A 25,983-nucleotide genomic window follows, 5' to 3' on the forward strand; every position below is an offset into this window, starting at 1 on the left:
TAAGCTAAGAAATTGAATATAAGCATTCTTAATCCATTTTAACCGAGTATATTAATCAACATTATTCCCCCGAAAGTCACAAGAACAATTTAATAACAATTCAAACTAACCAACTCAAAAACCAACTAATTATTTTATGGTAAATTCATTTCTTTTTTTACTTTAGAAATTTATAAAATGAAAGTATTCAAATTTAATTCAATTTCAATCTATTTTATTTTAGCAGCATCTATTACAGCGTGTGGTGGTGGCTCATCTAATTCTAGTTCCAATCCAGCTTCGCTCACTTCCGATACAACATCTGCGATCACCTGTGTCAATGGCATCCCCAAAAACCTAAAAACACAAGGAACAGGTATTTTTGATGAAGAATGGTTTTCTTTAGAAGAAGGTGATGATAGCGAAGCTACACCTGTGGTTTTCTACTCCAATAAACTCATCAATGGCATCTTTTATCAGAATACAACCAATTTAATTAAAGGATCTGCTGTTAACAATGACTCAGACTATCTCGATGATTATGTTCTAACACCAAATACATTTACAACCGCTTTCCAATACAAACAAACCAGTTCAGGCTTCCCTCTTGGCTATGTAATTTCGCAAAGTGACAATACATTACAACTGAACCGCTTTAATGACACATGTAATATTCATTCCGATCAACAAATTAATCAGCGTTTTAAGAAAATTGATATTTCAGGTAAAAGCGTTAGTGATTTATTTAAATATTATGAATTCCCTCAGACGATCCAAACTGAACGTTATATAAGTTCAGGCGTTGTTTATAATTTAGAAAGTATAAATAAAGATATACTAAAGAAGTTATTAAATGATCAGACCAAATTTCCTCAAGGTTCAACGCTTAGCTATGTAGACCAGCAAATCTCTACCGCCCCAGAACTCTTCTTCTCCAAATCCGATCAAACCGATTTCCGAAACTTGGAGGAGTTTAAAAAGGCAACCGTCCTTCCTAAAGGCTATCAATGGAAAGATGATACTTTTTCGAACCTTAAAGTCACTTATCTTGTTAATTCTTTAACAGGGAAACGCACTACACTTACAAATGCTTATGCTGGTGTTCAATTAGATGGAAAAATCTATCAAGCATATCTCATTGCGGAAGGTGATCTAGTTCAAGATCAAAAACAACTGCCAAATGAAAGTATGGATATGTCCGAAACCTATTTCAATAAGGCTGCGGTACAAACCATGGCAGATGCACTCAATCGTGTACTTTAGTTATAGAGTTTAAATAAAAAAACCTCGTTAACGAGGTTTTTTTATTTAATCATAAATTTAATTAACCTTGTTCAGATAACAAAGCAACTTGTTGTACGTAATTCACAAATTTAAGCTTAGATGCGGCAAGCTCTTCTTCACTGACTTGCTGCTTTATATCACGGTGAATTCGTAATACATGTTGACGCAAAGTATGGCGTTCAGATGCATTAAACACCTTACTAAACTCATTAATTACTGGATCGCCTTGATCAATCATACGATCAACCCAACGCATTAATTGCATCTGTTTTTTAGCACCTTGTTGCGGTGTTAAATAAGATAAAATGATAGTTTCATCTTCATTTCGCAATAATTTACCGATACGTAAAAATTGACGACGGCGTGCTTCGTGCGCACTAATATTTTGTATTTCAAGCAAAGCATCAATGAGACGCTCATCAACCGGAAGTTTCTGAATCTGTTTTTTATTCAGTTGAGCCAATTGCTCACCCAAAGCTGCCATTCGCTGCACAGCTTTTTTTTGCTCAGTTCTACTCGCACGTCCATCTAATGACTCAAAATCTTCATCGGTATAACGCTGGGTACCACGTGCCACTATTACTCTGCCTCGTAAAATTTTGCTGCGAACAGCGTTTGAATTTCTTCTAGTGCCTTGTCTTCATCAGCACCATCAATCACCAATCTTAATGTGGTGCCTTTACCTGCACCTAACATCAACAATGACATAATATTTTTTGCATCAACCAACTTATCGCCCTTACCAATTTGGATAGAAGAACGGAATTTCGTCGTCACTTCAATCAGTTTACCAGATGCACGAGCGTGTAAGCCGAGTTTATTAATTACATCAATTGTTGTGTCTATCATGACCAGTGCTTCATTTCTCTATGTAAGATTTGGACAGCCCATTTTGCCTCAAGGGCTTGTTTGAGTCTATCTACAATATAAACCGACCGATGTTGCCCGCCTGTACATCCCACAGAAATGGTCATGTAATGGCGATGCCCTTCTGCAAATGCAGGTAACCACTTATCCAAGAAAGTATAAATGTCTTCAAACATCTCATTGGTTTGTTGACTCCCTTCCAAAAAGCGGCGTACAGGTTCATCTAAACCTGAAAAACGACGTAATTCTAAATCCCAATGCGGGTTTGGTAAATGTCGTACGTCAAATACATAATCAGCATCCAACGGAATGCCGTGTTTATAACCAAAGGACTGCAGAATCACAATTAAGTTATCTGACTGCCCGAGTTTAGACAATAGAATATGTTTTAAATCATGAACACTTTTATCGGTTGTATCAATATGTACTGTTGAACGGAATTGTATCGGGATGAGCAATTGCTTCTCTTCTTGGATACATTGCAGCAGACTATTGAAACGACTGGCCAAAGGATGCGGTCGACGTGATGCACTAAAACGTGCAATCAAATCTTGATCCTGAGTGGTCAGGTAGATCACATCAACCGAACCATGTCTTTTTAATTGCTCAAAAACATGATCAAACTCTTGCATATCTGCACGGGTACTTCGAATATCGACCCCAAGTGCAAGCTGCTCCAGATTATTTTCATGATCCAGTTTTGCTACAATTTCAGGTAACAACGCCAAAGGTAAGTTATCTATACAATAATAGCCCAAGTCTTCAAGCACTTGTAAGGCAGAGGATTTTCCTGAACCGGATTGACCTGTAACGATAAGAATACGCTTCATGGCGTTTTTACCTTCATTTTTATGTTTTAAAATCGATTTGTAAGTTATCAATCAAACGTGTTGAACCCAGCTTCGCTGCAATAAATAACACCAAGTTTTGGTCAAATTGCTGAATCGGTTGCAAGTTGGTTTGACGAGCCTCCACATAATCCACAACAAAACCTGCTTGTGTCAATTGAGCAGAGATATTTTCTAACACTTGTGTCAGTGCCTGCCCTTCATGCAATTGAAGTTCAGCCTGTTTGAGCAATTGGTAAATTGTCGGTGCAAGTGCACGTTGCTGTTCAGTTAAATACCCATTACGTGAGCTTAAAGCCAAACCATCTTCAGCACGAATAATTGGTACACCAATCACTTCAAGTGGCATATTCAAGTCTTGCACCAACTGACGAATCACAGCCAGTTGTTGATAGTCTTTTTGGCCAAAGAAAGCATAATCAGGCTGTACAATGTTGAATAACTTTGTCACCACAACCGCAACACCATCAAAGTGACCCGGACGTGATTTACCACAAAGATCATCAGTAATTTGACTGACATTGATATTGGTCAAACGCGGTTGATTGCCATACATTTGCTCAACAGAAGGCGCAAAAATAATATCGCAACCTGCATCTGCCAATAAACGGCTATCTTGCTCTAAAGTACGTGGATAACTCTCAAAGTCCTCGCCCGCACCAAACTGAATTGGATTGACGAAAATACTGACCACCACCACGTCACAGAGTTTTTTTGCCTCACGCACCAAAGTCAAATGACCTTCGTGTAGATTGCCCATGGTTGGCACAAAACCAATCAATTTTTTTGAACTGCGCGTAGGTGCAAGTGATGCAGTTAAGCCTTGTATCGTTGTTTCAGTTTTCATGAATTAAAGCTCAACTTGGAACGTATGCTCTTTCGCTGGGAAAGACTGATCTTGAACTGCTGCATGGTACGATTTAAACGCATCTACAATTGCCGTTTCACCTGCTTGCTCTTTCATAAAGTTACGAACAAAACGCGCAACACGACCAAAAGTTAGACCTAACATGTCTTGCACAACGAGGACTTGACCATCGGTTTCATTGCCCGCACCAATCCCAATCACTGGAGTATTCGGGAATAATTCAGCAATTTCTTTACCGAGCTGAGCAGGTACACATTCAAGCAGTAAAACTGCTGCGCCCGCATCGACCACGGCCTGACAATCTGCGATCAACTGATCTGCTGCTTCACGTGTTCTAGCTTGCAGTTTATAGCCACCAAAGACATGTACTGACTGTGGCGTTAAACCTAAATGTACACAGACTGGAATACCATTACGGGTCAATACCGTAACTAATTCGCTTAACCATGCACCGCCCTCGACCTTGACCATTTGAGCACCAACCTGCATCACGGTCTTGGCATTTTTCAAGCCATCTTCAAGCGTTGCATAGCTCATAAATGGCAGGTCAGTCATGATTAAGGCATGTGAATTACCACGGCGTACAGCAGCGGTATGGTAAACCATATCTTCGACAGTAACAGGAAGTGTAGAGTCTCTGCCTTGAATCGCCATTCCTAGAGAGTCACCGATTAAAATCGTATCAATTTCAGCCAATTCCATTGCTTTAGCCATACTTGCATCGTAACAAGTAAGACATGAGAACTTACGTCCTTCAGCTTTAAACTTTCTTAAGTCACTTAGACTAATCATGATGATGTCCTCTACAGGCGTTTCCAGAACGAAACAGTCTTAGGCAGTTGCCCAAGACCGGTCTGCTATTACAGTCAAGTTTGCTTGCTGTACCAGTTCTAAATCTTTTAAAGAATGACCATTTAATTGTAAATGAGCATCTAAATCTAATAAGGGAAGAATCACAAAATCACGTTGTAAAACACCAATATGCGGCACAGTTAAACGTTCATTTTGAATCTGCTCTTGACCATAGATCAGTAGATCCAAATCAAGCGTACGCTCACCCCAGCGGCGTAAACGAATACGACCTGCTTCTTGCTCAAATTGTTGTAATTGATCTAACAAGGCAAGTGGCCCAAGTGTCGTATCCAGTTGAACAACGGCATTTAAAAAATTGGGTTGATCTTGCGGCCCCATCGGCGGACTTTGATAGAGCCGTGATACTTTTACACAGCCCAAAGTCGCGAGCTTCGCAACAGCTTCACTGAGAATCTGTTGCGAATCACCTAAGTTACTGCCCAGACCAATATAACTACGAATGGTCATTGCGTTGGCCCAAAAACCACTTGGCTTAAATCACGTTGTACGCGTTTACGCTTGAGAATCGGGTGATCAGCGTTAATCTGATTCGGATTGGTTGTCGCTTTTTCAACAAAGCGTCCAACCGACTCATCCGTTCTCACACGTTCTTTACGACCACGACGATTTCTCGGCTCAGGCACATCCACCAAAGGCTCAATCTCTGTAAGTTTCGTTTCATCTACATCAACCGCTTTACGACGTGTTTTACTACGCTGACGATTGTATTGACGAATTGCAGCTTCTTTTTGATCAAGAGACATTTCTTGGTAGGCTTCCCACCAAATGCCCATCCCCTCAGTGCTGCTATCACCTGATTTCTCACGCAATAACAAAAAGTCGAATCCTGCACGGAAACGTGCATGCCCTGCCAATGCTTCAATCTGCTGTGGTTTTGGATTCAGCAAACGCGTTTGCATCTCCCAAACTTCACGGATAAAAGTTTCAGCAAAACGAGGGATAATGGTGCGTGTGGCCTGACGCTTAAGCACATCAAGTCCTGCTTGCGCACGCGCTTCCGCAGGAACAACACCTTTGGTTAAATAAAAATCACAACGCTCTAAAAATGGCTTCCATAACAACACCGCATAGAAAAATGCAGGGTTAATGGTTTTACCAACTTGAATTCGTTGATCGGTATTTCTTGCCGCGCGCTCAATAAATGCAGTGAGATTCGGTGGGATTTCAGCAAATAATTGCTTCCAGACACCAAATTCAATCAACATTGGTAATACACGGGTGAGATGTCCCATGGTAAATAATTTTTGCGACTCGTCGTATAGACGATGTGGCGAGACATCACGCAACAGTTGCGTCATATCCGCATCAAAAACATCAAGAATGGACTGATCAATTTGAAAATTCAATTTTGCGGCAAAACGCAAAGCACGCAACATGCGCACGGGATCTTCTTCAAAACGCTGTGCAGGTTCACCCAGAAAACGTAAGGTCCGCGTATTGATATCATCTACTGCATGGCAGAAATCAAGTACGATGCCTTTTCGTGGCTGGTAGTACAACGTATTGATCGAAAAATCTCGACGAGCAAAATCTTGCTCAATCGTTCCCCAATTATTATCTCGAAGAATCATACCAGAGGCGCTGGTAACTGCTTTTTTCGGTGGGGCACGAAAGGTCGCAACTTCAATCAACTCGCGACCAGAATAAACATGTGCCAATTCAAAACGTCGTCCGATAATTCGGCAACGTCGACCAAAAACCTCTTTTACTTGGGCTGGTGTAGCATTAGTAACCGCGTCAAAATCCTTTGGATTAAGACCTAACATCATATCTCGAACACCACCACCTACAATATATGCCTCGTAGCCTGCTTTAGTCAGACTATCAATCACATCTAGAATTGAGGAAGGAAGTTGAGTTGTGGATAAACCACATTTTGACGCACGCAAAGTTTGCAAAAGACACTGTCTCCTACGTCAGGACGTAAATAACAATTTGTCGCTAATCATAGCTCTAACACACACAAAGGGCAATTTATTCTGTTGCAGTTTCAATAGATCTGTATGCGAAATTAACAACAACATCTCACTTTCCTGCTTATAACATGAGCCTTGCTCTGTTTTTCTCAAGCAGTTTTGGCCCAATCCCTTTGATGTTCATCAACTCATCTATGCTTTTAAAAGCACCATTTTTTTGGCGATATTCCATAATCGCTTGCGCTTTTTTCTCACCAACACCACTGAGCATCTGTAATTGCTGTAAATTCGCTTGGTTTAAGCTAATTTTACCGCCTTGAATATTTACGGATGATGAAAGGTGTAGGGAATTTTGCTGTTGTGTGGGTCGAGATAAATAATAATTATTGTTCGACTGTTTCGCCAATTGCTGATCGCGGGCTTGCTGCTGTGTTTTCCATTGCAGATAAGATTGATCAAATTGCTGTGCGTTGAGATGTGAAACACATCCCAAGCACAAAATCATCAATAAAAAAGCCTTATGTTTGCTGCTTAACTGCGGCAATGTCATCCTTCCTCTCCTGCGATTTTAATTGTCTTTTCGCTTGCTCCCATAGTTCATCCATTTCTGCCAAACTCATTTCTTGCAAGTCTTTCTGTTGTGCTACCGCCTGTTGCTCAATAAATGCAAAACGGCTTCTAAATTTATCAATCGTTCCCAACAATGCGGTCTCACTAGATATACCAAGCTTACGACCCACATTAATCAAAGAGAACAAACAATCCCCAAATTCTTCTTGAATTTCAGCAGCATTTTGATTTTTTAGCGCTTGCTGTAATTCCCCCAATTCCTCATCTAATTTGCTATAAGCATCTTCAACGGTTTCAAAATCAAAGCCGAGCTGTGCTGCTTTGCTCTGAATTTCATGTGCCTGTACCAGCGCAGGTGCATGTTTAATCTCATCTAGCCGTGACTGTACTTTACCTTGTTTTTCTTGTTGTTTGATTTGTTTCCACAACTCACTCACTTGCTCAGACGTTAGATTTTGATATTTTTCGGCCTCAAAAACATGAGGATGGCGACGAATTAATTTTTCACTAATCGCTTCCACCACATCTTGAAAATTAAATAATCCTTTTTCATCAAACATTTGAGATTGAAAGACCACTTGCAACAATAAGTCACCCAATTCATTCCGGATTTCATCTACCTCTCCTGAGCGAATCGCATCCTCAACTTCATAAGCCTCTTCAATGGCATATCGCGTCAAACTTTCTGGGGTTTGCTGTTGATCCCATGGACATTTTTGTCTTAACTCTTGCATGATTGCCAATAACTTTTCCATGATGATCTCCAAACCCAAACAAGCAAATTGTTGCAGCATCAAGCTGCTTATGCGTAATATACACGCACGCAAAAATTATCAATATAAAGCAAGGGAAAGCAATGCAATATAGTGTTTTTATTAGTGGGGCTGCTCAGGGGATTGGTGCCGAAATCGCACGCTTGTTTCACCAAAAAGGCTTTAAAGTTGGCATCTATGACATCAATGAAGAACAAGCTCAAGCCTTAGCTGAACAACTCGGAAGCAATGCCAAAGCAGGTTATCTTGATGTCAGTAATCACCGTCAATGGCAGATCGCATTACAGGAGTTTAAAAGCTGGGCGGGCGAACTGAATATCTTGGTCAATAATGCAGGAATTCTATACTCTGGTGCATTCGAAAACACTCCCATTCAATCCCATCACCGTACCATTGATATTAATGTCAAAGGTGTTTTAAATGGTTGTCATGCAGCTTTGCCTTATCTACAACAAGCCAGCTTTGCACGTGTGATTAACCTGTCTTCGGCCTCTGCGATTTATGGTCAAGCAGACCTTGCGTCTTACTCGGCCAGCAAATTTGCCGTGCGTGGTTTAACTGAAGCCTTAGACGTCGAATGGCAAAAATATAATATTCGCGTTTTAGATGTGATGCCGCTCTTTGTGCAAACCAATATGGTGAAAGATATGGATGCTGGCAGTATTCAAAATATTGGTGTGGATTTAACCCCTGCCGATGTGGCGAAACAGGTACTGCATTTGGCGCAACAAAAAGATCATGCTCTAATCCCGACCCACACACCTGTTGGGATAAAAACCAAATTGATGTATCAGCTGTCCAGTATTAGCCCACAGTTTTTAAACCGACTCACTAATATCTTTTTAGCCAAACGCTAAAAATAAAAAAAGCTGCATCGAGATGCAGCTTTTTTTATTTTATTGTCTAGCTTCCTTGAACCAAACGTCTTGCACTGATAATGCCTGGCTGTTGCTCTAAACGAGCCAATAAACGAGACAGTTGTGCCAAGCCTTTCACTTCAATCAACAACTTCATATTGGCAATACCATCTGCCTCAGAAATTGTATTCACCTGACGAATATTGATTTGGTCTGAGAAAATCACTTGAGTTAAGTCTTTCAATAAACCACGGCGATCATAAGCTTCCACCACAATCTGCACACTCTGACCACGCGTTGGCTGCATTTCCCAATCTGCTTCAACAGCACGCTCAGGTTCTTGCGTAGTCATCCGTAAGTAATCAGGGCACGCGATCTTATGAATGCTCACACCACGATTCAACGTGATATAGCCACCGATCGACTCACCATGTACTGGTTGACAACATTGCGCAATATGCAGCTCAACATTATCCAAACCATCAATCAAAATCCCATGTGCCGATAATGTATGGCTAGCGCGCGGGTTTAAAGCTGGTTTTAACACCAGTTCAGGTTCGTCTTGATCCAAGTGCATCTGACGATTCACTTGGTTCATCAAAGCATGCAGACTGACATCACCGCTGACCAACGCAACCAAAATATCATCACCCGATTTCAGGTTGAAATGAGATGAATAATCTTTGAGATCAATACTTTTTGGGTGAATTGCTAAACGCGCCAACTCTTTGGTCAGAAGCTCACGTCCAACTTCAACGTTCTTGCTACGATCCTGCTGTCTAAACCAATGACGTAACTTGTCACGCGCGCGTGCTGTTTTGATATAACCCAGCGAGTTCACCAACCAGTCACGGTTCGGTTCACGGTCTTTCTTGGTTAAAATCTCAACCTGCTCACCCGTCTTTAAAGTGTAGGTTAAAGGCACATAACGCTGGTTTACCCGTGCCGCATAGCACTTGTTTCCCACCTCGGTATGCACATGATAAGCAAAGTCCAGAACAGTTGAGCCACGAGGTAACTCTTTGATGTCACCATCACGACTAAACACATAGATTTTTTCAAAATTTTCAAAATCTTGAATTTGATCAATGCCATTTGACTCTTCATCTTCACCATGCGGTGTAGTTTCAGTGCGCTCTTGATAATGCTCAAGTACCGCACGTAATGAATGCAAACGATCATTAAAAGAATGGTCGGTATTCTTTGCACCTTCTTTATAGTTAAAGTGCGAACATACCCCAAGCTCTGCTTCGTTATGCATCTCAAAAGTACGAATTTGTACTTCTAAAGATTTATTCTCTGCAATCACCGCCGTATGCAATGAACGATAGCCATTGGCTTTCGGGTTGGTCACATAATCGTCAAACTGGTTCGGAATGTGACGCCATAACTGATGCACAATCCCCAATGCGTGATAACAATCAGGGACACTTTTCACCAACACGCGCACTGCACGAATATCATAAAGTTGGTCAAAGCTGAGGTTCTTGCTTTTCATTTTTCGATAAATCGAATAAATGTGCTTCACTCGCCCTGTGATTTCAGCTTGAATGTCGTATTCGCCCAGCTCAGTTTTGAGTTTATCAATCACAAACTGAATATACTGTTCGCGTTCTAAACGTTTTTCATTCAATAAAGATGCAATTTCTTTATAACGTTCTGGCGCTAAATAACGAAAGGCAAGATCTTCCAATTCCCACTTGAGCTGAGCAATACCTAAACGGTGTGCCAATGGAGAGTAAATGGTGAGAATTTCGCGTGCCACACGCTCCTGACGCTCTTTGCTTGCTGTCGCCAACTCACGCAAAGCATAGGTACGCTCTGCCAATTTGATCAAAACAACACGAACATCTTCCGTCACTGAAATCAGCATTTTATAAATGCCATTTAAGTGTTCACGCTGGTTATTATTAAAATGATCTTCTAGACGTTTATTTTTTTCAATCAACTCAGACAGTTTACCCATCGCCAGTGTGCCTTGGACCAAAGCCAAAACTTGCTCGCCAAACTGTTGTTGAATATCCTCTAAGGTGATTAATCCCTCACGTACACTACGATATAACACCGCCGCTGAAAGCGTGTCTTCATCAACACGTAAATGGGCCAAAATATCCGCCATACCAATCCCTGTACTAAAGGTATTGATACGATGATTCACCGTCGCTTGTAATTCTTTTGCTAAGGTAAGCTCTGCAACTTGTTGAAGTTGTTTCAGCTCAGCCCCATCCAAAATACCACGCACTCGATCTAGCCAAGACACTAGACTACTTTGCGCTTCAGCGGCATGTTCTACAGTCGCTTCCTCAGACAACTCTTGGAGTCGTCCAGGTAACTGCTCACGTACTGTGACCATACCTTTCTCCTCTGGATATGTAACTCATTTTTTAATCGTTTATCTCTTCGATTTTTTCACGCCGCTCAATTTTTTCAAACAAGGCAATCGATTCAACATGTTCAGTATGCGTAAACATGTCCATCACCGCTGCTTTCTTCAACTGATAGCCATATTGTGCCAGTACACCTGCATCCCTTGCCAGTGTTGATGGGTTACATGAAACATAAACGATTCTTTTTGCTCCAAACTTTGGTACATATTGCATAACTTCAAATGCACCTGAGCGTGGAGGATCAATTAATAATGCATCAAATCCTTGTTTCGCCCAAGAATGATGCGAAAAGTCTTTTGTTAAATCTTGTGAAAAGAATACTGCCTGTGACAACTGATTGGCTTTCGCATTTTCAGTTGCTCGTTGCACCATCTCATCACTCGCCTCAACGCCGACCACCTGACCTGTCTCACCCACACAACGTGCAATGGGTAGAGAAAAATTACCTAACCCACAGAATAGGTCAAGTACTCTTTCCCCTTCCTGTAACTGAAGCAATTCACATGCCAACTGAATCATTTGTGCATTTACACCACTATTCACTTGGGTAAAATCCAAAGGTGAAAACGCAAATTTGACTGCAAAATCATCTAAACTGTAATGCAAACGCATTGGAGCTTGTGAATCATCTACGCGATGTAAACTCTCCCCCCCTCTAGGTTGCAAATACAACTGCCATCCTTTGAGTAACGTAAATTGACGTAATTGGTTGACATCCGACACATTTAATTCATCTAAATGACGAATCAGCAATGCAACCTCGCTGTCTCCCATTGCCAATTCTATATGACCAATATGTGCCTTGCCTGTTAGACTTTCGAGTAGTTTTTTCAATTCTGGTAAAGTTTCGGATAAACTTTGATCCAATACTTTACACTGCTGAATGGCAGTCAAATGATTGCTGTGATGCTCACGAAACCCCATCACCAAACGATCCTGTTTCGCCATATAACGCACCCCGATTCGGGCACGTCGGCGGTAATCCGTTTTGACAGAACGTATTGGGTCCAACCATTGCTCCGGTTGCAGACCCGCAAAATGCTGTAAATGGGATTTTAAAACATTCTGCTTCAGTAAAATCTGATGGTCAGGATGGATATGTTGCAGACTACAGCCGCCGCACACACCAAAATGTGGGCAAATCGGATCAACACGTTCCTGCGCAGCATCACTTGCAAGCGTGATCATATCCGCTTCTTCTAGACGCGTGGTCTGATTGGTGATCTTGGCTTGTACCGTCTCACCCACCAAAGCATAACGAATAAAAACTTTCTTGCCCTGCTTTTCTTTAGGATGATCTGGATGCGTTCCATAATGCGCAATACCACGCCCCTCATGTGAAAAAGCTTCAATCTGAAAGGTATAGGTTGGGTATTGAGCAGGACGTTGTTTGGCTTTGTGTTTCAAAAGATGAACCTAATTTTTTGGCGCAAAAGTATCTGCGGTGAATACAGTATATTGCGATGACTGCTGCCATACCTGTAAGAATTCTGTTTGTTGCGTTTGCGTTTGTAAATAATCAATCGTTGATTGAACCAAATGCTGATGATCGGATTGATTGAGCTGCCCTTTGAGTAACAACCAGCGTAAATACACTAGCCAAGTATTCAGCACATCCCCTTCGCAATAGCTGGTCAATTTCAACCACTGTTCCGTACGCACATATTCGGGCACATGATAGCCAGACTCGCCTCGTTTCCCAGGAAAGCCGAGCAAACAGGCAATATCATCCAGTTTCTGAAAATTGCGACCATTAAACATCGCCATTACATCCATCAGGTCAACATGACGATGGTGATAACGGTTTTGATAGTTATTAAAACGCTTTTGCTGATCAATTTCGCCTTGATCAAATAGACTTGGCGCGGAAAGTCCATGATACATGGCACGGAATAGGATCACAGGCAAATCAAATTGCGAACCATTCCAACTGACCAAAGTCGGTTGTTTCTTATCAAAAATAGACAGAAACTTGGTCAACATTTCAGCTTCGGTGTTGTGTTCCTGATTAAATGAGAACAGGCGAAAACCTTTTTCATCGATCCACAGTCCAGAAATACAAACGATTTCATGCAATGGCAGTCGTTGAAAATCCATGCCTGACTCTTGACGACGAATTTTGGTCAACGCTTGTTCTACATCGCTTTCAGGTAAGTCAAGATGATAAAGATGTGCACCAGCTTTTATATCAGTCAGTGTTTCAATATCAAAAACTAAAATCGGAAAACGCAAATTCATCTTAACATCTCTTCAAATCCCTCCTAGCCGCCCTTTTATAAAGGGAGGAGTTTAGGGGGGATTCTAATCTTGAACTGAAAATAAGCCAGTCGATAAGTAACGATCCCCACGATCACAGATAATGCAGACAATCACCGCATTAGGATTTTCCTCAGCAATTTTAATCGATGCCCATACCGCACCGCCTGAAGATGTGCCTGCACTAATACCTTCAATACGTGCCAATTTACGCATGGTTTTTTCTGCTTCAATCTGTGGAATATCGATAATACGATCGACACGACTGCGATCAAAAATCGTTGGCAAATATTCTTCAGGCCAACGGCGAATCCCAGCAATACTTGAACCATCAGAAGGTTGCAGGCCGACGATCTGAATGTCTGGATTTTGTTCTTTTAAATATTTAGAGACGCCCATAATCGTCCCTGTTGTACCCATTGAGCTGACAAAGTGAGTAATTTTCCCACCTGTTTGCTTCCATATCTCGGGACCTGTGGTCAGGTAATGTGCTTCTACATTATCTGGGTTACCAAACTGATTGAGGACAAAACCTTGACCTTCTGCCTGCATTTGCAAAGCAAGATCGCGAGCACCTTCCATCCCTTGTTGCTGCGTGACTTCAATCAGCTCTGCACCATAAGCCAGCATCGCATCTTTACGTTCTTGGCTCATATTGTTCGGCATGATCAGCTTCATTTTATAGCCGCGCATCGCTGCAACCATTGCCAAAGCAATACCTGTGTTGCCACTGGTCGCTTCGATCAAGGTATCACCTGGTTGAATTTGTCCACGCTTTTCCGCTTGTACAATCATGTTATAGGCAGGACGGTCTTTGACCGAACCTGCAGGGTTATTCCCTTCTAATTTTGCTAATACCGTGGCTTGGGTATGACACGCTAAACGCTGCAAACGCACCAAAGGGGTTTTACCGACATAGTAATCCAGTAAAAAATCATCTGCTAAAAAATCAGTTTGCGTATTCGTCATGATCGACACCGATATCAAGGTGGCGACTATTGTATGAAAAAAATAGAGATACTGCACCTTTTCACTATGCTTTTTATTGGCAAGCAGATGTCCTTGATTTTCACAAAGCATGCTAAGATGTTGCGCAGAATGATAAATCTGACCGTACTATGTCAAATTTCAATAAGACCATATCGAAACGCTTACGCCTGAATCATGCTTATGGGCAATTGATTGCACTTATTTTAGTGCCGATTGCAATTTTGACAGGTGTTGGAATTCTTTGGGTTTTATCCGAAACCACAAGCTCCGCAAAATCACAACAACGTTCGGATGCTTCGGCCATTTTGGCGCGCTACCATCAAACTGCAAATGATTTATTACGCTTGGTACAAGAGCAACCTGATCAATATGATCGTGCGCAAAACATCATGCAAAAAATGTTTGATGAAAAAAATTTACAGCGTGCAGTGCTTATTGATACTCGTGGGCAAACCTATTTAAGCATTGGCTATCAAAACAACCGCTTTTGGCCAAACTTTCCAGAAAATAGTAATTTCTTTGGACCAATTACCCACAACCACAACAACATCTATGGTTCAAAGCTGGACAGCGGAAATTCCGTTTGGTTAATGATTGAATTAGACAATCAACCACTTGAACTTGCTCGCTATAAAATTCTGCTTTCACTGGTGGTGACCGGACTGCTCACCTTACTCATTTTACTGTTCTGTTTAAATGTCTTTTCTCGTCGCTGGCTTGCACCGCTGTATGAAATCCGCATGCAGATGCAACGCTTAAATGCCGATACGCTAGATCAACATATTGTGGTGAATAGTACTGGTGAATTACGTTTGTTACAGCGTGATATCGCCAATGTAGTGAAACGTCTGCACTTTAGTTTCCTTGAATTAAAAGAACATACTGAACAAACCGAAGAAGATTTACGTCGTACACTAGACACCTTAGAAGTTCAGAATATTACCTATCGTCAGGCACGTGACCAAGCGATTTCATCAAACCAATCCAAGTCTGTGTTTTTGGCCAACATCAGCCATGAACTTAGAACACCACTGAACAGTATTGATGGCTTTATTCACTTACTGCTACGACAGCAGAATCTAAGCAATGAACAGAATCTTTATCTGCAAACCATCCGAAAATCTTCTGCACACTTATTGGCATTGATCAATGATGTACTGGATTTCTCTAAAATTGATGCAGGTAAACTCGAACTTGAAACTGCACCATTTGACCTCGAAGAAGCCATTTTCGATGTGATGGATATGCTCTCGCCTTTGGCGGCACAAAAACATATCAACATGGCCTTCTATTACGCCGAGAATATTCCAAAGCATGTAGTCGGTGATGCCTTACGCTTTAAACAGATTCTGACCAACCTAATCTCCAATGCGATCAAATTCACGCCTGATGGGGAAATCATTGTGCGGGTGCGTATGGAAGATGATGAAATTGGACAATGTTTACTGCACTTTAGTGTTCAAGACAGCGGAATTGGCCTCAGCGGTACGGATCGCAAAAAGCTGTTTGAATCATTCTCTCAGGGTGATGCTTCAGTTACCCGTCAATTTGGTGGTACGGGACTTGGTTTAGCGATTTCCAAACAGCTGGTGCATTTGATGCATGGTCAAATCGGTTTTGAAGATAACCAAGAACGTGCACCGACAGAGAAAGGCTCAACCTTCTGGTTCACAGCTTCATTTAAAGTTGAAGAACAAGATGAGTTTGTTGAACACCCTCATTTCGATCATCTGCAAGTGGTGTCATATCTTGCCCACCCTGCAACGGCTAGCGTACTCCGTTCATATTTAGAAAATTATCATGTCTCCCACATTGAGACACAATCGATTCTGGACCTCTTCAGCCGCTTAAATCATCTCAACCAGCAGGAAAATACATGGCTGATTGTTGATCATAGCGGTGATACAGAAGCTTTACTCAAAGAGATTCGTCAACGCTACCATGGCAACTTAGCTGTTTATGGTTATCAGATGAGCCTTGAACCCAACATGCTCAATGAATATCGCGCGCGCCCGCTGTATCAACCGCTAAGTCGTCGTGAGTTGGTACAACTGCTCGGCAATGAACCTGTGTTTGAACAAGAACCTGAAGACTTTAATGGTCAAGGTTTACACATTTTGGCAGTGGATGATCATTTGCCTAATTTGATTGTCCTTGAGGCCTTGCTCGGTGAACTCAATGTCACCACGACCAAAGCATTAAGCGGCCAGAAAGCCATCGACATTATTCAAGAGCGAATCGAACAAAAATCGCCGCCGTTTGATTTGGTATTTATGGATATCCAAATGCCTGTCATGTCAGGGATTGATACCACTCGTGCAATTCGCTCATTAGAGTCAACGCTTGATAATGGCATGCAACTGCCGATTATTGCACTTACAGCGCATGCTCTGGCCGATGAAAAGCAGAAACTGCTCAAAGTTGGTATGAATGATTATGTGACCAAACCGATTCAGATGGAGCAGATCATTCAAATTTTGACCCATTGGACCAAAAACAACTTCAGCACCCAACCCGCGAGCATCGAACCAAAGCGGCCAATTGAATCAATTGATCCTCAAATCCTGAACTGGCAACAAAGCGTGCAGCTTGCAGCCAACAAAGAAGATCTCGCACAAGATTTATTGAATATGCTGGTGGATAGTTTTGATACAGAACTGGCGGAAATGCAGCAATTGATTGAGATGGAAGATTTTCCACAACTCGAACATGTCTTACATCGCCTTTATGGTGCAACCCGTTATGTTGGTACGCCAAACTTACAGCAAGTGTCGGGTGAGTTTGAACAATTTGTCTCGACTTTACGCAAAGAACGCCGCAAAGCAGATGATGTGTTTATTCGTGAAACCACGCATCGTTTCAATGAACTCAGCACGGCGATTGAACAAGTGAGACAAGCAGCCAACTTAATCCTACATGCCCACGACTCGTAACACAGCAAGTTAGGACATGGGATAATCAATGATTAAAATACAGGCAGCTTTTTTGTGACTGCCCTGTCATGTTTCAACTTAAAGACTCATGCTATGCTGCCTCATCAAACACAATAAGAGTAAGGCAGATGACACTTTTACGCGTTGAAAAGAACAATGGAATCGCAACAGTTTTCCTAAACCGACCAGACAAACGCAATGCAATGAGTTTTGCATTATTGAAAGAATTGGTGGCAACTGCAAAAAAAATTGAAAAAGATCGTTCAATCCGTTGTGTCATCCTCACAGGTGAAGCACAGGTTTTTAGTGCTGGCATCGATCTTTCAGATTTAAACAATCCTAAAAATACGGCTTTTGCCGCATGGGAACTGATCAAACCAGGTCAAAGCCTGTTCCAAAAAGCCTTCTTGATTTGGCAGAACCTGCCGATCCCAGTCATTGCAGCAATCGAAGGCTATTGCTTCGGTGCAGGTATGCAGTTAGCACTCGCAGCGGATATTCGTATTGCGACACCAACAACCCAAATGTCAATCATGGAAAGTCGCTGGGGCTTAGTCCCAGATATGGGACTCACTCGCTCATTAAAAGGGCTGATTGGTGTTGATCTGGCCAAAGAGCTGACTTTGACCGCACGTATTTTTGATGCTGAATATGCAAAACAAATCGGTTTGGTAACCCATTTAGACAATGATCCTTTAGCGAAAGCAAACATCATTGCTGAGGAAATTTTACAACGTTCACCAGATGCCATCATGGCAGCCAAACGTGTCTTAGATGCGATGGAACACCAACCCGAAAAAGCATTACGTTTAGAAAAACTTTGGCAACTCAAGCTACTCTTAGGTAAAAATAGCAGTCTTGCGCGTAAGAAGGACAAGAATCCAGAGGTTCAATTCCTACCACGTCAATATAAATAATCACAATTTGGGTATATTCACATGCATGTTAATCAACAAATACCAATCGCATTTCTAGGGATGGGGTTAATGGGCACACGTATGGCCAGCCGATTATTACAAGCAGGTTATTCCGTCGCGGTATGGAACCGCAGCCCCCATGCATGTGAGCCACTCCTGCAACAAGGCGCAAGCTTATTAGCACTGAATGAAATTGCAAACTATCCAATCATTCTCACCTGCTTAGCTGATGATCAAGCCGTAGAAAATGTTTTTGACCAAATTCAACCTTATTTGAAAGCTAAACAGATCATCGTTGATTTCTCTAGCTTGTCTGTTTCTGCGACTCAACAATTGGCTTTATCAGCCCAACAGCAACAGGTTATTTGGATTGACTCTCCTGTATCAGGGGGAACTATAGGTGCTGAACAAGGAACCTTGGTCATTTTTGCTGGAGGGGATGCTGAGACCATAAGGCAACTGACCCCAATTTATAATGTTTTGTCGCAGCGCATTACCCGCATGGGTGAAACTGGCACGGGTCAAGCGACCAAAATTTGTAATCAATTAATTGTGGCAGCCAACAGCACACTGATTGCAGAAGCGGTCGCCCTTGCAGATCAAGCTGGGGTTGATACGACTTTACTTGCTCCTGCACTCGCAGGTGGTTTTGCTGACTCTAAACCCTTTCAAATTCTTGCTCCTCGTATGGCAACACATATTTTTGAGCCAATACAATGGAAGGTGCAAACCCTATCAAAAGATTTAAATAATGCGTTACATCTCGCACAAAGTTTTAACTTAAAGATACCTGTTGCACAAAAAGCTCTATTACAGTTACAAGCTCACCAAGAAAATGGCTTTGCTGAGAAGGATTTAGCGACTATCATCAAAATTATAGAACAATAAATAGGATCTATTGATTCAGGGAGTCCAAACATGAGCCATCTCGCAGTCAATTTATCAATGATTTTCACTGAAGTCCCTCTAATCGAGCGTTTTGCTTTAGCGCAAGCTCACGGTTTTCAGCATGTGGAAATTCAATTTCCTTATGAATTAGACATCATTGATATTCGGACCCAACTTGAACAATACAATTTATCCCTCTGCCTAATTAATGTTCCTGCGGGTGATTTAATGCAAGGCGGCAATGGGCTTGCGGGTGTACCTGGTCGCGAAGTTGAGTTTCATCAGGCACTTGAACTCGCCATTACCTATGCCAATGCTTTGAATGTTCCACGTGTGAACATTCTGGCAGGTAAACAGCCACTTGATGCTGATCTACTCCCTTGTCTTAATACCCTATCGAGCAATCTAAAACTGGCTTGTCATATGTTAACTGAACAAGGCATTCAACCAGTTTTGGAAATGATCAATGGCACCGATATGCCACGCTTTTTAGTTCAAAACATTGCTCAAGCGCAAGAAATGCTGGAAGCGGTTAACCATCCTGCGCTCAAAATGCAGTATGACTGTTATCACATGGCCATGATGGGTGAAGATGTATTAGCGGGATTACAGGAAAATATCGATCAGATTGGGCACATCCAATTTGCCGACTGTCCAGACCGCCATGAGCCCGATACTGGAAATATCGCTTATAAACAAATCTTTGACTGGTTACTACAAAGTGACTATCGAGGTCTTATTGCAGCAGAATACAGACCAAAAACCCAATCATATCAATCTTTTGCATGGAAAAAGAAATACTTCTCCAATGATGTGAATACATAAACTGTTACTGCTAAAATTTGAACTTTTTAGAGAAAAACGGTATATTTGATGATGAGTAATTGTCAGGAAAATATACCCTCTATGAATTTAGAACCATCGCCCAGCGCTTCTAATTCTCACGACCTAAAAATCAAAACAGCGAACAAAGATGTACAGGCTTGCCTAAACGTTGTACATGAAGCTCTCACTGATGTAAAAGCCAAAGATATTCTTGAACTTGACGTAAGTACGATCAGCAATGTTGCCGATGCAATTGTGATTGCAAGCGGTACTTCAACTCGTCATGTCAAAGCACTTGCAGACAATGTTGCTGATGAAGCACGTAAAGCAGGTTTCCGCCCAATCGGTGTCGAAGGTGAACGCGATGCTGAATGGATCTTAATCGACCTCGGTTTTGTTGTGGTACATGTCATGCTACCAACCGCGCGTAAGTTCTATGATTTAGAAAGCTTATGGCGTGCGCCAGAGTCTGTAGCGTAAAGCTCCTCAAAAAAGCGACCGAATAGGTCGCTTTTTTATTTAATATATTCAACTATAAAAAAGCGCTTCAATACAAAACCAATAATGCTTCAGCCAATCCAATTATCAGGCGACAAATTGTAAAATGCCACAATAATGCTAGTATTTAATCTACCCTTAGTTAGTCTAGTCAAAAAGATGAAAGATTCAGCTGAATGGATTGAAACACTCAATAAGATTACAGGATTAGCGCAATCAGGTTTGTACTACAGCAAAGACGTTTACGATAGAGAGCGTTATGAGCAACTACTTGATCACGTCCGCACCCTAATTGAATTAAAAGAAATTGATACAAGCAACTTTATTCCGAACGTTCTTCAAGATATTGGCTATGCAACACCTAAAATCGATGTGCGCGCTGTTGTATTTAAGGACAATAAACTTCTATTAGCCAAAGAGACACAGGATGGCTTATGGTCGATTCCTGGAGGTTGGGCCGATGTTGGGTATTCAGCAGCCGAGAATGCTGAAAAAGAAGTCCTTGAAGAAACAGGGTTAGAGGTGAAGGCGATTCAACTCCTCGCGCTCACAGATCGTAGAAAACATCCTCACCCAGCTATGTTCCTGCATGTTTATAAGGCATTTTTTTGGTGTGAGATTATAGGTGGGGACTTAAAGCCAAGCATTGAAACTTCTGAGGTAGGTTTCTTTGGTAAGAATGAGTTACCTCCGATTTCGACGGCGCGTGTTACAGAAGCACAAATCCATCATTTTTTTGAATTACGACACAGATTACCTGAGAATACTTATTTCGACTAATATCCAATTTTAAAAAAATTTATTAAAAACATACTCTCCAAAGAACAGTAGTTCTGCCATCTAAAGTTGAGCAAATACCAATCATCACTCAGCCTTAAATTTGACATGACAAATTGTCAAAACTACAGCACTATACAGATTCTTGAAATCCCACTAAGAAATAGCATAACTGGAGTACAGGAAGTGAAAATACTGATTACAGGTGCCAATACAGGCATTGGCTTTGCCACAGCAGAACAATTGGTTAAACAAGGGCAACATGTTATTCTAGCGTGCCGAAATCCACAAAAAGCACAACAAGCACAAAACAAATTACGTGCGCTCAATCAAGGGCAAGTCGATCTCATCTCCCTCGACCTCAACAGCCTTGAACTCACTCGAAAAGCAGCCGATGAAATTGCAGATCGCTATGGAAATCTTGATGTGCTCATTAATAATGCAGGCTTATTTGCCAAAACCAAACAACTGACTGCCGATGGTTTCGAACAACAATTTGGTGTCAATTATCTCGGTCATTTTTTATTGACACAAAAGTTGCTCCCTGTGTTACAACAATCTTCTCAAGCTCGTATTGTTCATTTAGCCTCGATTGCACACTGGGCTGGCTCAATCAAACCCAATAAATTCCGTGCAGAAGGTTTTTATAATCCGCTTTTCTATTATGGGCAATCCAAGCTTGCGAATTTACTGTTTAGCAATGCATTAGCAGAACAACTCGCAGATAGCTCAATCACCAACAATGCCTTACACCCTGGTGGAGTCGCCTCTGATATTTATCGCGACCTACCTAAACCTGTTTATGCAGCAATGAAAATCGGCTTGGTTCCAACCTCTGTTCCTGCAAATCTCATCACTAAAATGGCGATTGGAGATGAATGGGCAAAGCGTAATGGAGAATATGTCAGTGCCCATATGCCCGACTGGAAGTCTTCACATGCCAAAAATCAGCAATTGGCACGTGATCTGTATCAACAATCTCTTGAACTGGTCAAAAAGTTTCTTTAATAAAAAGCCAAATAAAAAGCCACCCAAGGGCGGCTTTTACAATCCTGATTAGGATCAGATTAGTGACCACCACCATTGATTGCTTTCGTCATATCTTCCACAACTTTCTTGGCATCACCAAAGATCATCATAGTTTTTTCATTGTAGAACAAGTCATTGTCTAGGCCAGCATAACCTGTTGCCATAGAACGCTTGATCACCATGATAGTACGTGCTTTGTGTGCTTCAAGGATCGGCATACCATAAATCGGTGACGTCGGATCATCTTTCGCCGCAGGGTTTACAACGTCGTTTGCACCAATGACAAGTACCACATCTGTTGCAGGGAAATCTGAGTTGATCTCATCCATTTCCAAGATGTCTTCATATGCAACATCTGCTTCTGCTAACAATACGTTCATGTGACCAGGCATACGACCTGCAACTGGGTGAATCGCGAAGCGAACTTTTACGCCCTGCTCCTTCAAGATTTCACACAATTCTTTCACCGCATTCTGTGCACGACCTTGCGCCATACCATAACCAGGTACAATCACAACGCTGTCTGCATTTGACATCAGGAAACCTGCGTCATCTGCTGAACCAGAACGGTGGTTACGCTGAACTTGCTCACCTTTATCTGCTGATGCAACTGCTGCACCGCCCATTGCACCACCAAACAAAACGTTGATGATTGAACGGTTCATCGCCTTACACATGATGTAAGAAAGAATCGCACCAGAAGAACCAACCAGTGAACCTGCAACGATTAACATATTGTTTTCAAGTGTGAAACCAATACCTGCCGCAGCCCAACCAGAGAAAGAGTTCAAAAGTGATACCACAACTGGCATATCACCACCACCCACTGGTGCAATCCATACCCAGCCAAATGCAAGTGCAAGTGCTGTCATTGCCCAGAACGCAGTCATGTTACCGGTAGTGAAGAAGTAGAAACCACATGCAAGCATTGCAATAAAAATCGTTGCTTGAACAGGCTTAACCCATGCACCAGAGATTGTTTTCGCCCATTTCTTTGCCGCTAATTTACCGTAAGCAAATACAGAAGCCGTAAATGTAATCGCACCAACGAAACAGCCTACAAACAATTCAAATAAATGAACTGAACTCATATGTGCATGTTGAACGCCAGCAGCGGTTAACGCAGCTTCATTTTGTTCAAATAATACATTGAGTTGGTTATTGTGCAGAATCGCAGCAATCGCAATCAATACCGCAGCCAAACCGACAAGAGAGTGCATCAACGCAACAGTCTCAGGCATTTGTGTCATTGGAACTGTTTTCGCACGCGCGATACCAACAACAGCACCTAATACCATTGCACCACCAATCATCCAAATCACTGGATGTTCAGCAACAAAGAAAGTAGTGACTACAGCAATCGCCATTGCGATCATACCGTAGCGGTTACCTGCAATTGCAGTCTTAGGACCAGACAAGCCACGTAATGTTAAGATAAAGAGGACAGCACCAATCAGGTAGAACCAATCCGCATAGTCTCGAATGAATTCCATTGCTTAGCCCTCTTTTTTCTTTTGCTTCGGCTTGAACATTTCAAGCATACGAGCAGTTACAGCAAAGCCACCGAAGATGTTGATACTTGCCAAGAACACAGCAATCGCACCTAGGATACTCACCACGTTTACACTTTGGAATGCAACGTTAGCATCTACACCAATCGCAGGCATACCAACTGTTTGGATCATCGCGCCAACAACAATAATTGAAGACAACGCATTCGTTACCGCCATTAATGGTGTATGTAATGCAGGTGTTACACCCCACACCACGTAATAACCAACGAAGATGGCAAGGACGAAAATTGTAATCGTTTCAACCATGAGAACTCTCCCTTAACCGCGCTTGAGCAGTACTTGACCGCCATGTGTTACAAGTAACGCTTTTTGGATTTCATCTTCTTGATTGATCGCAAAGGCTTTATCTTTGTCGAATAATGTCTCAAGGAAGTTAAAAACGTTACGTGCATACAATGCAGATGCTTCAGTTGCAACTGTGCCTGGAATGTTTGGAATACCCAAAATTTTCACGCCATTTTCAGTTGTTACCGTTTCGCCTTCTTTAGAACCTTCAACGTTACCACCCGTTTCAACTGCCATATCTAAAATGACAGAACCCGGTTTCATTTTGGCAACGGTTTCAGCTTTAATTAAACGCGGAGCATTACGACCTGGAATCAATGCAGTGGTGATGACGATGTCAGCATTTGATACGGCTTTATCGACAATCGCAGCTTGATCTTTGATGTATTGCTCACCCGGCTGCCAACCATAACCGCTTTTCGCAGCTTCAGCAGCACGTTGTTTTTCTTCATCGGACATTGGCACATCAAGCCATTTACCGCCTAAAGACTCAACCTGCTCTTTAGCTGTTGGACGTAAGTCAGTTGCTTCAACCACTGCACCCAAACGTTTTGCAGTCGCAATCGCTTGGAGACCCGCAACACCAACACCCATAATCACAACACGCGCAGGTTTCACAGTACCTGCAGCCGTCATTAACATTGGGAACATACGTTGATATTCAGCCGCAGCTAACAATACAGACTTATAACCCGCCAAGTTTGCTTGAGAAGAAAGTACATCCATATTTTGTGCACGTGAAAGTGTACGTGGAAGTAATTCTAGAGCAAAAGCAGACACTTGCTGATTAGCAAACTGCTCGAGTTCTGGATTGCGATAAGGGTCAAACATTGCTATTACAGTAGTATTCGCCGCAAGCTTTTGAATTTCATCGCCTTTAGGGGCACGTACCTTCAAAATAATTTGGCTGCCTGTATAAGCATCGTCCGTAATGGTTGCGCCAACTTGTTCATAAGCACTGTCAATATACGCAGCTTTAACACCAGCACCACGTTGAATGACAATACTATGACCTGCGTTAATCAACTTCTTAACTGTCTCTGGCGTTGCCGCTACGCGACTTTCACCGAGGATAGTTTCGGTTGGGATTCCGATCTGCATGAGCGTTCCTCAAGCTAGTTTTTCTTAAGTAAACATCGCAAATAGCAATGTTTCCCCCAGGAGTATTCTTTGTAGAAATTTGGATTCTAATGGAACTTTTTTAAAATTCCACCCAATATTTATTTAATAAATACCTATATTTTGAACTGATGATTCACATTCACATTTTTAGCTTGTATGATCCGCAGGTTTGCCTTTTGATCAGTCAAACCTTGTTTTCCTACTTTATGAATGTAAAAACTTGACCACTCTCGCTATCAATCCATCTATTTTTTATGCATTTCCCTTTCTGACATGAAAGATAAAAGCGGTATTCATTGAATAAATCGGCTCATCATCCCGATCATCGTCACAATTAGACTAAATCCGTTTCACCAGATTGGATCGCTTCTTTTAGCTTGTAACAATAGATCGGCTGAATCGGCATCATAATCATGCAGTTGCTGCGAAGGATTGGCTTCTCTGAACTTTTATTGGTCGTTTCGGCTACTTTTTATCAGCGAATTGGTAGGAAGTAATTGAATTAAGGTAATCCACAGTGATTTCGCCTTATCAATAAATCTGAATTGTATGCAGTGAATCATTCAGAAAAATCAAAAAGAGTTGAAAAAACTTGAATCGGCATTTTTTCAAGTGATATTTGTATGGTTTTGACTAGCAAAAGCTTCTTTATTGCACAATATTGGTG

The 25,983-nt window shown here is 41.8% G+C and carries 25 protein-coding genes; 9 read left to right on the forward strand and 16 right to left on the reverse strand.

The features are described from left to right. Nucleotides 1-177 precede the first annotated feature (177 nt). A complete protein-coding gene (locus F909_RS16075; protein ID WP_005146571.1) occupies nt 178-1,242 on the forward strand; it encodes a hypothetical protein in 1,065 nt (354 codons plus the stop codon). Nucleotides 1,243-1,303: 61 nt separating this feature from the next. On the opposite strand, the gene yjgA is transcribed toward F909_RS16075, so the two are convergent. From yjgA to mazG, 9 genes are all read right to left on the reverse strand, one after another. Beyond that, on the reverse strand, nt 1,304-1,840 hold the full coding sequence (gene yjgA, locus F909_RS16070; RefSeq protein WP_005146572.1) for a ribosome biogenesis factor YjgA: 537 nt from the start codon (nt 1,838-1,840) through the stop codon (nt 1,304-1,306). 2 nt (nt 1,841-1,842) lie between these two features. Further along, nucleotides 1,843-2,112, reverse strand: a complete 270-nt coding sequence (locus tag F909_RS16065) for an HPr family phosphocarrier protein (protein ID WP_004637957.1) — start codon at nt 2,110-2,112, stop codon at nt 1,843-1,845. Further along, nucleotides 2,109-2,960 (reverse strand): RNase adapter RapZ, encoded by an 852-nt coding sequence (gene rapZ, locus F909_RS16060; RefSeq protein WP_005146575.1) that lies wholly within the window; start codon nt 2,958-2,960, stop codon nt 2,109-2,111. Before rapZ ends, F909_RS16065 begins: the two co-directional genes overlap by 4 nt. A gap of 19 nt (nt 2,961-2,979) precedes the next feature. Further along, nucleotides 2,980-3,825 carry a pantoate--beta-alanine ligase gene (gene panC, locus F909_RS16055; RefSeq protein WP_005146582.1) on the reverse strand — a complete coding sequence of 282 codons (846 nt, stop codon included), beginning with the start codon at nt 3,823-3,825 and terminating at the stop codon, nt 2,980-2,982. Nucleotides 3,826-3,828: 3 nt separating this feature from the next. Next, a complete protein-coding gene (panB, locus tag F909_RS16050) occupies nt 3,829-4,638 on the reverse strand; it encodes a 3-methyl-2-oxobutanoate hydroxymethyltransferase (protein ID WP_005146585.1) in 810 nt (269 codons plus the stop codon). A gap of 39 nt (nt 4,639-4,677) precedes the next feature. After that, nucleotides 4,678-5,166, reverse strand: a complete 489-nt coding sequence (gene folK / locus F909_RS16045; RefSeq protein WP_005146587.1) for a 2-amino-4-hydroxy-6-hydroxymethyldihydropteridine diphosphokinase — start codon at nt 5,164-5,166, stop codon at nt 4,678-4,680. Continuing rightward, entirely contained in the window at nt 5,163-6,617 is a 1,455-nt protein-coding gene (pcnB, locus tag F909_RS16040; RefSeq protein WP_005146588.1) for a polynucleotide adenylyltransferase PcnB, read from the reverse strand. Before pcnB ends, folK begins: the two co-directional genes overlap by 4 nt. Nucleotides 6,618-6,756: 139 nt before the next feature. After that, the gene (locus tag F909_RS16035) at nt 6,757-7,185 is read right to left on the reverse strand and encodes a ComEA family DNA-binding protein (RefSeq protein WP_005146589.1); all 429 of its coding nucleotides are present in this window, start codon (nt 7,183-7,185) and stop codon (nt 6,757-6,759) included. Next, complete coding sequence (gene mazG, locus F909_RS16030) at nt 7,154-7,960, reverse strand: nucleoside triphosphate pyrophosphohydrolase (RefSeq protein ID WP_005146590.1); 807 nt, start codon at nt 7,958-7,960, stop codon at nt 7,154-7,156. The genes F909_RS16035 and mazG overlap by 32 nt, the downstream gene beginning before the upstream one ends. 101 nt (nt 7,961-8,061) lie before the next feature. On the opposite strand from mazG, the gene F909_RS16025 reads away from it, so the two are divergent. Then, complete coding sequence (locus F909_RS16025; protein WP_005146596.1) at nt 8,062-8,835, forward strand: SDR family oxidoreductase; 774 nt, start codon at nt 8,062-8,064, stop codon at nt 8,833-8,835. 46 nt (nt 8,836-8,881) lie between these two features. Here the strand turns inward: F909_RS16025 and F909_RS16020 are convergent, their stop codons facing one another. The 4 genes from F909_RS16020 to cysM all read right to left on the reverse strand — a co-directional run bounded on the left by F909_RS16020 (nt 8,882) and on the right by cysM (nt 14,447). Next, a complete protein-coding gene (locus F909_RS16020; RefSeq protein ID WP_005146598.1) occupies nt 8,882-11,188 on the reverse strand; it encodes a RelA/SpoT family protein in 2,307 nt (768 codons plus the stop codon). A 31-nt stretch (nt 11,189-11,219) separates the two neighbouring features. Next, entirely contained in the window at nt 11,220-12,629 is a 1,410-nt protein-coding gene (gene rlmD, locus F909_RS16015; RefSeq protein ID WP_005146600.1) for a 23S rRNA (uracil(1939)-C(5))-methyltransferase RlmD, read from the reverse strand. 9 nt (nt 12,630-12,638) lie between these two features. Beyond that, nucleotides 12,639-13,454, reverse strand: coding sequence for a 3'-5' exonuclease (locus F909_RS16010; protein WP_171067272.1), 816 nt, complete (start codon nt 13,452-13,454; stop codon nt 12,639-12,641). 69 nt (nt 13,455-13,523) lie between these two features. Continuing rightward, nucleotides 13,524-14,447, reverse strand: a complete 924-nt coding sequence (gene cysM, locus F909_RS16005) for a cysteine synthase CysM (protein WP_032877665.1) — start codon at nt 14,445-14,447, stop codon at nt 13,524-13,526. Between the two features lie 149 nt (nt 14,448-14,596). Here cysM and F909_RS16000 point away from each other — a divergent pair, with 149 nt between their 5' ends. The 7 genes from F909_RS16000 to F909_RS15970 all read left to right on the forward strand — a co-directional run bounded on the left by F909_RS16000 (nt 14,597) and on the right by F909_RS15970 (nt 22,314). Continuing rightward, nucleotides 14,597-17,401, forward strand: coding sequence for a GacS-like sensor histidine kinase (locus F909_RS16000; RefSeq protein WP_005146604.1), 2,805 nt, complete (start codon nt 14,597-14,599; stop codon nt 17,399-17,401). 128 nt (nt 17,402-17,529) lie between these two features. Beyond that, nucleotides 17,530-18,318 (forward strand): crotonase/enoyl-CoA hydratase family protein, encoded by a 789-nt coding sequence (locus tag F909_RS15995; RefSeq protein ID WP_005146605.1) that lies wholly within the window; start codon nt 17,530-17,532, stop codon nt 18,316-18,318. 21 nt (nt 18,319-18,339) lie between these two features. Beyond that, on the forward strand, nt 18,340-19,206 hold the full coding sequence (locus F909_RS15990) for an NAD(P)-dependent oxidoreductase (RefSeq protein WP_032877667.1): 867 nt from the start codon (nt 18,340-18,342) through the stop codon (nt 19,204-19,206). Nucleotides 19,207-19,236: 30 nt separating this feature from the next. Beyond that, a complete protein-coding gene (locus F909_RS15985) occupies nt 19,237-20,031 on the forward strand; it encodes a hydroxypyruvate isomerase family protein (RefSeq protein ID WP_005146608.1) in 795 nt (264 codons plus the stop codon). An 81-nt stretch (nt 20,032-20,112) separates the two neighbouring features. Next, a complete protein-coding gene (gene rsfS / locus F909_RS15980) occupies nt 20,113-20,511 on the forward strand; it encodes a ribosome silencing factor (RefSeq protein ID WP_004655709.1) in 399 nt (132 codons plus the stop codon). A 177-nt stretch (nt 20,512-20,688) separates the two neighbouring features. Next, a complete protein-coding gene (locus F909_RS15975) occupies nt 20,689-21,309 on the forward strand; it encodes an NUDIX hydrolase (RefSeq protein ID WP_032877739.1) in 621 nt (206 codons plus the stop codon). Between the two features lie 183 nt (nt 21,310-21,492). Beyond that, nucleotides 21,493-22,314 (forward strand): SDR family NAD(P)-dependent oxidoreductase, encoded by an 822-nt coding sequence (locus F909_RS15970; protein ID WP_005146614.1) that lies wholly within the window; start codon nt 21,493-21,495, stop codon nt 22,312-22,314. Nucleotides 22,315-22,373: 59 nt separating this feature from the next. Here F909_RS15970 and F909_RS15965 read toward each other — a convergent pair whose 3' ends face one another. The 3 genes from F909_RS15965 to F909_RS15955 are packed head-to-tail and all read right to left on the reverse strand — an operon-like array spanning nt 22,374 to nt 25,295. Further along, complete coding sequence (locus tag F909_RS15965) at nt 22,374-23,828, reverse strand: NAD(P)(+) transhydrogenase (Re/Si-specific) subunit beta (protein WP_005146617.1); 1,455 nt, start codon at nt 23,826-23,828, stop codon at nt 22,374-22,376. A 3-nt stretch (nt 23,829-23,831) separates the two neighbouring features. Further along, a complete protein-coding gene (locus tag F909_RS15960) occupies nt 23,832-24,155 on the reverse strand; it encodes a proton-translocating transhydrogenase family protein (protein WP_004655717.1) in 324 nt (107 codons plus the stop codon). Between the two features lie 12 nt (nt 24,156-24,167). Further along, nucleotides 24,168-25,295, reverse strand: coding sequence for a Re/Si-specific NAD(P)(+) transhydrogenase subunit alpha (locus F909_RS15955; RefSeq protein WP_005146619.1), 1,128 nt, complete (start codon nt 25,293-25,295; stop codon nt 24,168-24,170). Nucleotides 25,296-25,983: the final 688 nt, after the last annotated feature.

The sequence above is a fragment of the Acinetobacter sp. ANC 3929 genome (assembly GCF_000369405.1).
GTDB lineage: Bacteria > Pseudomonadota > Gammaproteobacteria > Pseudomonadales > Moraxellaceae > Acinetobacter.

What these genes read in the sequence shown, in the direction of transcription:
- F909_RS16075 (WP_005146571.1), top strand. Translation starts at nt 178, where the DNA reads ATGAAAGTATTCAAATTTAATTCAATTTCAATCTATTTTATTTTAGCA.
- F909_RS16065 (WP_004637957.1), bottom strand. Translation starts at nt 2,112, where the DNA reads ATGATAGACACAACAATTGATGTAATTAATAAACTCGGCTTACACGCT.
- rapZ (WP_005146575.1), bottom strand. Translation starts at nt 2,960, where the DNA reads ATGAAGCGTATTCTTATCGTTACAGGTCAATCCGGTTCAGGAAAATCC.
- panC (WP_005146582.1), bottom strand. Translation starts at nt 3,825, where the DNA reads ATGAAAACTGAAACAACGATACAAGGCTTAACTGCATCACTTGCACCT.
- panB (WP_005146585.1), bottom strand. Translation starts at nt 4,638, where the DNA reads ATGATTAGTCTAAGTGACTTAAGAAAGTTTAAAGCTGAAGGACGTAAG.
- folK (WP_005146587.1), bottom strand. Translation starts at nt 5,166, where the DNA reads ATGACCATTCGTAGTTATATTGGTCTGGGCAGTAACTTAGGTGATTCG.
- F909_RS16035 (WP_005146589.1), bottom strand. Translation starts at nt 7,185, where the DNA reads ATGACATTGCCGCAGTTAAGCAGCAAACATAAGGCTTTTTTATTGATG.
- mazG (WP_005146590.1), bottom strand. Translation starts at nt 7,960, where the DNA reads ATGGAAAAGTTATTGGCAATCATGCAAGAGTTAAGACAAAAATGTCCA.
- F909_RS16025 (WP_005146596.1), top strand. Translation starts at nt 8,062, where the DNA reads ATGCAATATAGTGTTTTTATTAGTGGGGCTGCTCAGGGGATTGGTGCC.
- F909_RS16020 (WP_005146598.1), bottom strand. Translation starts at nt 11,188, where the DNA reads ATGGTCACAGTACGTGAGCAGTTACCTGGACGACTCCAAGAGTTGTCT.
- cysM (WP_032877665.1), bottom strand. Translation starts at nt 14,447, where the DNA reads ATGACGAATACGCAAACTGATTTTTTAGCAGATGATTTTTTACTGGAT.
- F909_RS16000 (WP_005146604.1), top strand. Translation starts at nt 14,597, where the DNA reads ATGTCAAATTTCAATAAGACCATATCGAAACGCTTACGCCTGAATCAT.
- F909_RS15995 (WP_005146605.1), top strand. Translation starts at nt 17,530, where the DNA reads ATGACACTTTTACGCGTTGAAAAGAACAATGGAATCGCAACAGTTTTC.
- F909_RS15990 (WP_032877667.1), top strand. Translation starts at nt 18,340, where the DNA reads ATGCATGTTAATCAACAAATACCAATCGCATTTCTAGGGATGGGGTTA.
- F909_RS15985 (WP_005146608.1), top strand. Translation starts at nt 19,237, where the DNA reads ATGAGCCATCTCGCAGTCAATTTATCAATGATTTTCACTGAAGTCCCT.
- rsfS (WP_004655709.1), top strand. Translation starts at nt 20,113, where the DNA reads ATGAATTTAGAACCATCGCCCAGCGCTTCTAATTCTCACGACCTAAAA.
- F909_RS15975 (WP_032877739.1), top strand. Translation starts at nt 20,689, where the DNA reads ATGAAAGATTCAGCTGAATGGATTGAAACACTCAATAAGATTACAGGA.
- F909_RS15965 (WP_005146617.1), bottom strand. Translation starts at nt 23,828, where the DNA reads ATGGAATTCATTCGAGACTATGCGGATTGGTTCTACCTGATTGGTGCT.
- F909_RS15960 (WP_004655717.1), bottom strand. Translation starts at nt 24,155, where the DNA reads ATGGTTGAAACGATTACAATTTTCGTCCTTGCCATCTTCGTTGGTTAT.
- F909_RS15955 (WP_005146619.1), bottom strand. Translation starts at nt 25,295, where the DNA reads ATGCAGATCGGAATCCCAACCGAAACTATCCTCGGTGAAAGTCGCGTA.